Raw genomic sequence first — 8,072 nt, 5'->3', positions numbered from 1 at the left:
GCCGTCTTCAGCCGGCCGCGCTGGGCGTCCCTGTTGCGCTCGAACACCAGGCGCAGGCCGTGCAGGGTCAAGTGTTGGTCGTAGTGATCGACGGTATGCAATTCGGGCAGCAGCAACGGCGCGGTGTGTCCGGTTGCCACGACCGCGACTTTGTCGCCGAGCTCACCGGAAAAGCCGTCCACGTCCTCGCGGATGCGGCCGACCAAGCCGTCCACCAGCCCGGCGAACCCGAATACCGCGCCCGCCTGCATGCATTCGACGGTGTTCTTGCCGACCACCGAACGAGGGCGGGCCAATTCGACGCGGCGCAGCGCTGCAGAGCGGGCCGCTGCAGCGTCCGACGACACCTGGACCCCGGGCGCGATCGCGCCGCCGAGAAATTCGCCTTTGGCCGAAACCACGTCCACGCAGATCGACGATCCGAAGTCGACGACAATGGCGGCCTTGTTGAACCGGTCGTATGCGGCGAGGCAGTTCACAATCCGGTCGGCGCCCACTTCTTTCGGATTGTCGACCAGCAGCGGAATTCCGGTACGCACGCCGGGCTCGATCAGCACATGCGGCACCGACGGCCAGTACTGGTCGAGCATGACCCGCACCTCGTGCAGCACCGACGGGACCGTCGACAACGCTGTAGCGCCGGTGAGCCGCTCGGAGTCGTCGCCGATCAGCCCGTCGATGGTCAGCGCCAATTCGTCAGCGGTGACCTCGGATTCGGTGCGTATCCGCCACTGCTGCAGGACCTTCGCGTGCTCTTTGGAACCACTCAGCAGCCCGACGACGGTGTGGGTGTTGCGGACGTCGATCGCCAGCAGCACGGCTACCGCACACCGATCCGAGGGTCGAGCAGCTCGGAAGCGTCAGGCGGCACGAAAGCCGGGTCGTGGCCGAGGTCCGCCTGCTTGTTGTGGGCGTCGACGAACACGATCCGCGGCTGATAGACGCGCGCCTCGGCATCCTCCATGGTTCCGTAGGCGATCAGGATCACCAGATCACCAGGGTGGACGAGATGCGCTGCAGCACCATTGATTCCGATCACACCGCTGCCGCGTTCGCCGGTGATCGCGTAGGTGACGAGCCGGGCTCCGTTGTCGATGTCGACGATGGTCACCTGTTCGCCCTCGAGCAGATCCGCGGCGTCCATCAAGTCCGCGTCGATCGTGACCGAACCGACGTAGTGCAGGTCGGCCTGCGTGACGGTGGCGCGGTGGATCTTCGACTTCAGCATTGTTCGTAACATCAGTTTCTCCCAGGTGATTCGGCATATTCGTCCGGCCCGACGGTGCCGGCGATTGTTCTGGCGTCTTCGATTGCTCCGATTTCCAAAGCGATGTTGTCCAGGAGTCGGGTGGTGCCCAGCCGGGCGGCGACCAGCAGCCGGCCCACTCCGCAGACGGGTGCCGGACCGAGGTCGGCGCCGCGCAGTTCCAGGTAGTCGACCACCACCGCGGGCACCGCATCCAGCACGGCACGGGCCGCGTCCAGCGCGGCCGCTGCGCCCGCCGGGGCGGCGGTCCTGCCGGCCAGCAGCGCCGCTGACAGCGCCCCGGCCAGTTCCCGCTGCGCCGGGTCGAGGTAGCGGTTGCGCGACGACATCGCCAGCCCGTCGGCTTCCCGCATCGTCGGCACTCCGATCACCGCGACATCGACGTTCAGGTCGGTGACCATCTGCCGAATCATCACCAGCTGCTGGTAGTCCTTCTCGCCGAAGAAAACCCGGTCGGGACGCACGATCTGCAGCAGCTTCAGCACGACGGTCAGCACGCCGGTGAAATGGGTCGGCCGCGGTCCGCCCTCCAGTTCGGCGGCCAGCGGACCGGGCTGCACGGTGGTACGCAGGCCGTCGGGATACATGGCCGCGGCCGTCGGCGCGAACACCATCTCGACGCCTTCGCCACGAAGCATCGCCAGGTCGGCGTCGAGGGTCCGGGGGTACGCGTCGAGGTCTTCGCCGGCGCCGAACTGCAGCGGGTTGACGAAAATGGACACCACGACCACCGAGCCGGGCACCCGTTTGGCGGCGCGGACGAGCGACAGGTGCCCGTCGTGCAACGCGCCCATGGTGGGCACCAGCATCACCCGACGGCCGGTGTGCCGCAGCGCGCGGCTCACGTCGGTGACATCGCGCGGCTCCGAGTAGACGTTGAGCTCGCCGGGCTTGAACGTGGTTTTCATGCGGTGAGCACCTCGACGACGTCCCCGGGCGCATGAGCGCGCCGGGCGGTGCGCAGGGCGTTCACCCGATACGCCTGGGCCAGTTCCGGGTCGGCCCGCTCCAGCGCGGCCAAATGCCCGGCGACCGCGGCAGCGTCGCCGCGGGCCACCGGACCGGTGAGCGCGGCCTGGCCGCGTTGCAGGGTGTTCTCCAGCGCCGCCCGGGCCAGCGGCCCGACGATGCGTTCGGCGATGCCGCCCGGCTGGTCGTCGACGCTTTGCTGACCGAGCAACTCACTGCCGCGCAGGGCGGCCCGTAACGCCTCGAGCGCGTCGGCCAGGACTGTCACGACGTGGTTGCTCGCATGGGCCAGCGCGGCGTGATAAAGAACACGTGCGTCCTCGCGCACACAGAACGGCTCCCCACCCATCTCCAGCACCAGCGACTGCGCGATCGCGTGCCCGACGTCGTCGGCCGCGGTGATCCCGAAGCAGGTGTCCGGCAATCGGCTGATGTCCTCGTCCGAGCCGGTGAACGTCATTGCGGGGTGAATGGCCAGCGGTATGCAGCGAGGCGTCAGCGGCGCGAGAATCCCCACCCCGTTGGCGCCCGACGTGTGCGCGACGATCGTGCCCGGCCGCACCGCCGAAGTGGCGGCCAAGCCGGACACCAGACCGGCGAGTTCACTGTCGGGAACCGCCAAAAGCAGCAGCTCAGCGCTGGCGGCGACGTCGGGCGGCGGTAGCACCGGGGTATCCGGCAGCCGGCGCTGCGCCCGCAGCAGCGACGCCTGGGAGATCGCGCTGCACGCCACGACGACATGGTCGGCGCGCTCCAGCGCGACACCCAACGCGGTGCCCACCCGGCCGGCCGAGATGATCCCCACCTTCAGGCGAGCCGGACGCAAACCGTCGAACTGCACCATCGCAGCGACCTCACACATTTCTTGGTACGTTCCAGTCCCCTTATTCGGGCGAGCCAAGGGGTACCGGACGGTCAGGAAAGACTGTAGTCGAAAACTGGCCCAGGACCCAGCTCAGCCGCTGCGCCGACGGCGGCGGCCGCCGCCGCTCGGGTCGACCTGTAGTCGGGCGAACAAGTCGGCGACCGACTGACCGCCGGTCTGGGCGGATTCCTCGTCCTCGCCGTCCACCCACGGGTCGCTGCCGCGATGCCTCGGGGCGGGCTCGGGAGGCGGTGCCGGCGCCAGTCGCGGCGGCGGCGGCGCGGGCGGCGGACCGGGCGGAGGGGGTGGTGGCGGTGGGGGTGGTGCGGCCGGCGCGGGTTCGTTCATGCCGACCGGGCCCGCGGCGCCCGACAGGCCCGCGACGCCGAAGTCGCGGTAATCCGCCGAATGGCGCGACCGCGCCCGGCGACCCGATTCGGCGTACGGCGGTATCGGCTCGTCTGGCACGGGCGCCGGGCCCGCGAGGTCGTCCGGACCGGAATGCCGGGCACGCCGCCGCCGGCCCGACGGGGCGGCGGGTGGGGCACCGTCGACGCCGGCCCAGTTGCCGCCGGGCGATCCGGGCGGTAGCCACTGTCCCTCGGCGGCGACCGGCTGCCAGTCCGGCGGCTGCAATTGCGGTTCGGGTTGCGGCGGAGGCGGTGGTGGGGGCGGCGGCGGTGGCTGGCGAGGCTCGAATCTCGGCTCGGGCACCGGCGGCATGGCCTCGTACTGCAGCCTGACGCGATCCCGCGGCGGCGGTGCCGGCCGGGGCGGCGCCATTGGTGCGCCGTCGGCGGGCGGTACCCCTACCTCGGGTACGTCGATGATCGACGCTTCGTCGGGGCGGCCGGCCATGTTGCTCGGGTGGTCGTCGCGGACCACCGACGTCACCCGGTCGCTGGCCACCCAGTCGGTGGGTGGGCTCTCGCCGTTGCGGGTCCAGTCGCCATAACCGCGGGTGGTTTCGGTCTCGAATGTCTGCGGCTTCTCCAGTGCCCGGCGATGCTCGAGGTCGGTGTCGAAGAGGATCTCCAGGCTGGTTCGCAACGAGGCCAGTTCGGCCCGCAGCGCTGCGACGTCGTCGGCGGCCTGGGCACGCAACTCGCTGGCCAGCTCACGGCGCAGCTGGGACTCCACGGTCAACTCGTATTCGCGGCGCGCCGAGATCTCCCGGTCCAGCTGCAGGTCATAGACCAGCTTCAGGTCGCGCACGCGAGATTGGTCCGCGTCGCTTTGACGGCGGTAGAGCACCGACACAAAGGCACCGGCGACTGCGGCCCACAGCGCCAGGATCACAGCGAGCTTGAGGAGTTCCACCCGATTGGTGAAGACCAGAGCGGAACTGGCCCCCATCGCGAGGACCAGCAACGCCGTCAGGAGCACCCACCCCGGCCTGCGGCCGCCGCGCCGGGCCCGGGCGCCGCGGGACAGAACGGTCATGGCCTCTGACTGTACCTGTACGAGGTCAAACCGCGTGTCGCGCTCGTCCGGCGATTCTCACCCGAGCGTGTCGAGCAGTCGGCCTCAGCTCTCCGCGCCCTCGCCGTGCTCGGTGGGATCCTGCGGCGATTTGCAGCAATGCTGCAACCACAGGGCGGCGATCACCAGGGCCAGCGCGCTGACGGCGGCCAGCACCGTGCCGGGAGTGTCGTCGGCGGCGACCCGCAGCACCGACCGACGTGGCAGCAAATACACCAGCACCGCGACCCACCAGCCCAGTACCAGCGCGCCCATCCACGCCGACGCCTTGGCGACCGTCACGCTGCGTGCCACCGAAAGCGGATGCACCCAGCCAGGACCGTCGCCGATCTCGCCGCTGGTGATCTTGGCCCGCACGTAGCGCGCCCAGAGCGCCTCGGCTACGGCCACCACCAGCAGCGAGGACCCCGTCAACAGCGTGATCGGCGGAAACCACCGGTACAGCAGCATCACCAACAGGTAGCCCACCACGGCAGCGCCGACCACCGCGGCGGTCAGGTCACGCCTGCGGGTCGGTCCCATCAGCGCAGCGCCAGTCCGGTCGGCCGAACGCCCTCCCGGTCCGCTGTGCTCAGCTCGCCCAGCAACCGGGCGATGGGCCGTGGTCCCTCGGCGGTCGTCAGTTGCGCGTCCGGGTCGATGTCCAGCCACGGGATCATGACGAAAGCTCGCAGGTGGGCCAGCGGGTGCGGCAGCGTCAGATTGTTGTCGCGTGAGGTCACTTCCACCGGACCGGCCTGGTAACAGGCGATCAGGTCGACGTCGAGGCTGCGCGGACCCCAGCGCTGACCGCGGACCCGCCCCGCCGCCCGCTCGAACTCCTGGGCCCGGCGCAGCCAGGCCTGCCCGTCGCACGCCGGGTCGTCGGCGATCAGCACCGCATTGAGGAACGGCCCCTGATCGACGCCACCCCAAGGGTCCGTCTCGTAGACCGGAGACACCGCCAGTACCGCCGCCTGCGCCTCCCGGAGCCCGTCCACGACCGACTGCAACCGGGTCAGCCGGTCGCCCAGGTTGGAACCGATGGACAGCACCACGCGCGTCATACGGCCCCGCCCGCCGGGATCACCGAACCGCGTCCGCCGCGCCGCGACCGGCGCACCACCACGGCGACGTCGGCGAACTGCTGCGCAATGGGGGCCTGCGGCTTGTGCACCACCACCTCGACGGCATGCACGCGCTGGTCGTCCATGACCTGGTCGGCGATCTCGCCCCCGACCGTTTCGATCAGGTTGCGCGGGGGCCCGGCCACGACGTCGGCGACGAGTTGCGCGAGCGCGCCGTAGTCGTAGGTGTGGGCCAGGTCGTCGCTCGCGGCGGCGTCGGCCAGGTCGATCCACACGGTTACGTCGACGACAAAGTCCTGCCCGCTCGCGCGTTCGTGCTCGAACACTCCGTGCTGGCCATGAACTGTCAAGCCGCGCAATTCGATTCGGTCAGCCATCGCTTCTCTGCTCCCAGGCACCGACGACCTTGAGGGCGTCGACCGTGGCCTGTACGTCGTGCACCCGCACACCCCAGGCCCCGTGCAGGGCGGCCAGTGCCGAAATCACTGCGGTCGCCGTCTCACGCCCGTCAGCCGGGCGCGCCGACCCATCGGGCCCGGCCAACAAGGTACCAAGGAACCGTTTGCGCGACGCACCCAGCAGCACCGGGATACCGGTGGCCACCAATTCTGGCAATGCATGCAGCAGCGCCCAATTGTGTTGTCCCGTCTTGGCGAATCCCAGCCCGGGGTCGACGATCAGCTGTGCCGGATCCACACCCGCGGCGACGGCGTCGTCGACAGTGGCGAGCAGCTCGTCACGCACCTCGCCCACCACGTCGCGGTAGTCGGGAACCTCATGCGGACGGTCGGCCGACACCCGCCGCCAGTGCATCAACACCCATCGCACGCCGGCTTCGGCCACCAGCGGCGCCATCGCGGGATCGGCCCGTCCACCGGACACGTCGTTGACCATCAGTGCGCCGCTCTGTAGCGCGGCTCGCGCCACGTCCGCGTGCATGGTGTCGATGCTGACGGTAATACCTTGTGCTGCAAGCTCTTTGACTACAGGCACCACACGGCTCGCCTCAACCCGCGGGTCGATCCGGGTAGCACCGGGCCGGGTGGACTCGCCTCCGACGTCGACGATCCCCGCGCCTTGCGCGGCCAATGCCATGCCGTGCGCAACGGCGTCGCCGGCATCCAGATAACGCCCGCCGTCTGAGAACGAGTCGTCAGTGACGTTCAGGACACCCATAACCTGCACAGGCGCGCCGACTCACTTCCGCAGGATGAGGTCGAGCGCTTCGGCTCGAGACGCGGCGCTGGTTTTGAACTGACCGCGCACGGCCGACGTCGTGGTGACGGCGCCGGGCTTGCGCACGCCGCGCATCGCCATGCACAGGTGCTCGGCCTCGATCACGACGATCACCCCGCGCGGATCGAGCTTCTTCACCAGCGCATCGGCGATCTGGCTGGTGAGTCGCTCCTGCACCTGCGGCCGCTTGGCGTACAGGTCCACCAGCCGGGCGATCTTCGACAGTCCCGTCACCCTGCCGTCATTGCCCGGGATGTAGCCGACATGGGCCACCCCGTGGAACGACACCAGGTGGTGTTCGCAGGTGGAGTACAGCGGGATTTCCTTGACGATCACCATCTCGTCGTGGTCCTCGTCGAACATCGTGTTCAAGACGCTGTCGGGATCGGTGTAGAGCCCGGCGAACATCTCGCGGTAGGCACGCGCGACGCGGGCCGGGGTGTCCTGCAAGCCGTTTCGATCCGGGTCTTCGCCGATCGCGAACAATAACTCGCGGATCGCGGCCTCGGCACGTGACTGGTCGAACACCCGTATGCGGCCAGGCGCGGGACGGGAATCCGGCAGGGCCATCGAATCTCCTCTGTGGTCAGCCGTGGGCCGGCGGGTTGGACCGGCTCACGTCCTCGTCTTGGCCAGAGGACTTTTCGGCATCCTTCGACTCCGGCGCGGGCTGATCCGGGGGCGGATAGGGCGAGTACGACGGTTGGGCCTGGCCCGGGTAGCTGGGCGCCGGCTGCCATTGCGGTGGGGGCGGCGCGGGCGGATACCAGCCCCGCGGCGGCTGCTGCGGCGGCCATCCTGGCGCATGCCATCCCGCCGGGGCGCCGTAGTCGGGCTGGGTCGGGCCGGTGGGCGGCACCCCTTGGCCGCCCTGGCCGTAGCCGGCGGGTGAACCGTTGGCACCGCGGCCGCTGGCTCCTCCATCCGAGGCGCCCGACTGCGCGACCTGCGCCTCAGCAGCTTCGCTGGCGCGCGCGATGGCCGCCTTGAAGGCCGGCTCGGGGACCGGCGGTGGCCACGGCTCGCCGCGCTCGATGGCCAGCTCGCCGGGCGTCTTGATCGGCGGCTTGTCCGACGGGATACGGCCGCCGAAGTCGTCGAACATCGTGAGCCGGGGCCGCTTTTCGACGTCGCCGAAGATCGCCTCCAGCTCGGGGCGGTGCAGGGTTTCCTTTTCCAGCAGCTC

10 protein-coding genes and 1 pseudogene are annotated in these 8,072 nt (G+C 69.8%); all 11 read right to left on the bottom strand.

The features are described 5' to 3' along the window. Positions 1-818 (bottom strand): type III pantothenate kinase (locus VML93_RS03805; RefSeq protein ID WP_325607835.1); only part of this gene is annotated, 818 nt, incomplete at its 3' end. Between the two features lie 2 nt (positions 819-820). After that, complete coding sequence (gene panD, locus VML93_RS03800) at positions 821-1,240, bottom strand: aspartate 1-decarboxylase (protein ID WP_325607833.1); 420 nt, start codon at positions 1,238-1,240, stop codon at positions 821-823. Continuing rightward, positions 1,240-2,175 (bottom strand): pantoate--beta-alanine ligase, encoded by a 936-nt coding sequence (gene panC / locus VML93_RS03795; protein WP_325607831.1) that lies wholly within the window; start codon positions 2,173-2,175, stop codon positions 1,240-1,242. Before panC ends, panD begins: the two co-directional genes overlap by 1 nt. After that, on the bottom strand, positions 2,172-3,080 hold the full coding sequence (locus VML93_RS03790; protein ID WP_325607829.1) for a Rossmann-like and DUF2520 domain-containing protein: 909 nt from the start codon (positions 3,078-3,080) through the stop codon (positions 2,172-2,174). Before VML93_RS03790 ends, panC begins: the two co-directional genes overlap by 4 nt. 111 nt (positions 3,081-3,191) lie before the next feature. Then, positions 3,192-4,544 (bottom strand): DUF6779 domain-containing protein, encoded by a 1,353-nt coding sequence (locus VML93_RS03785; protein WP_325607827.1) that lies wholly within the window; start codon positions 4,542-4,544, stop codon positions 3,192-3,194. An 84-nt stretch (positions 4,545-4,628) separates the two neighbouring features. Then, on the bottom strand, positions 4,629-5,105 hold the full coding sequence (locus VML93_RS03780; protein WP_325607825.1) for a DUF3180 domain-containing protein: 477 nt from the start codon (positions 5,103-5,105) through the stop codon (positions 4,629-4,631). Beyond that, positions 5,105-5,629, bottom strand: a complete 525-nt coding sequence (gene folK, locus VML93_RS03775) for a 2-amino-4-hydroxy-6-hydroxymethyldihydropteridine diphosphokinase (protein WP_325607823.1) — start codon at positions 5,627-5,629, stop codon at positions 5,105-5,107. Before folK ends, VML93_RS03780 begins: the two co-directional genes overlap by 1 nt. Further along, positions 5,626-6,027, bottom strand: a complete 402-nt coding sequence (gene folB, locus VML93_RS03770) for a dihydroneopterin aldolase (RefSeq protein ID WP_325607821.1) — start codon at positions 6,025-6,027, stop codon at positions 5,626-5,628. The genes folK and folB overlap by 4 nt, the downstream gene beginning before the upstream one ends. After that, positions 6,020-6,826, bottom strand: coding sequence for a dihydropteroate synthase (gene folP / locus VML93_RS03765; RefSeq protein WP_325607819.1), 807 nt, complete (start codon positions 6,824-6,826; stop codon positions 6,020-6,022). Before folP ends, folB begins: the two co-directional genes overlap by 8 nt. 21 nt (positions 6,827-6,847) lie before the next feature. Then, the gene (folE, locus tag VML93_RS03760) at positions 6,848-7,456 is read right to left on the bottom strand and encodes a GTP cyclohydrolase I FolE (RefSeq protein ID WP_325607817.1); all 609 of its coding nucleotides are present in this window, start codon (positions 7,454-7,456) and stop codon (positions 6,848-6,850) included. Between the two features lie 16 nt (positions 7,457-7,472). Continuing rightward, a pseudogene (locus tag VML93_RS03755) lies at positions 7,473-8,072 on the bottom strand (cell division protein FtsH); the annotation flags it as partial.

Source organism: Mycobacterium sp., from assembly GCF_035499775.1.
Classification (GTDB): Bacteria; Actinomycetota; Actinomycetes; order Mycobacteriales; family Mycobacteriaceae; genus Mycobacterium.
Note: the sequence above shows the minus strand (reverse complement) of the source record. Positions and strands in the feature narration are given on the sequence as shown.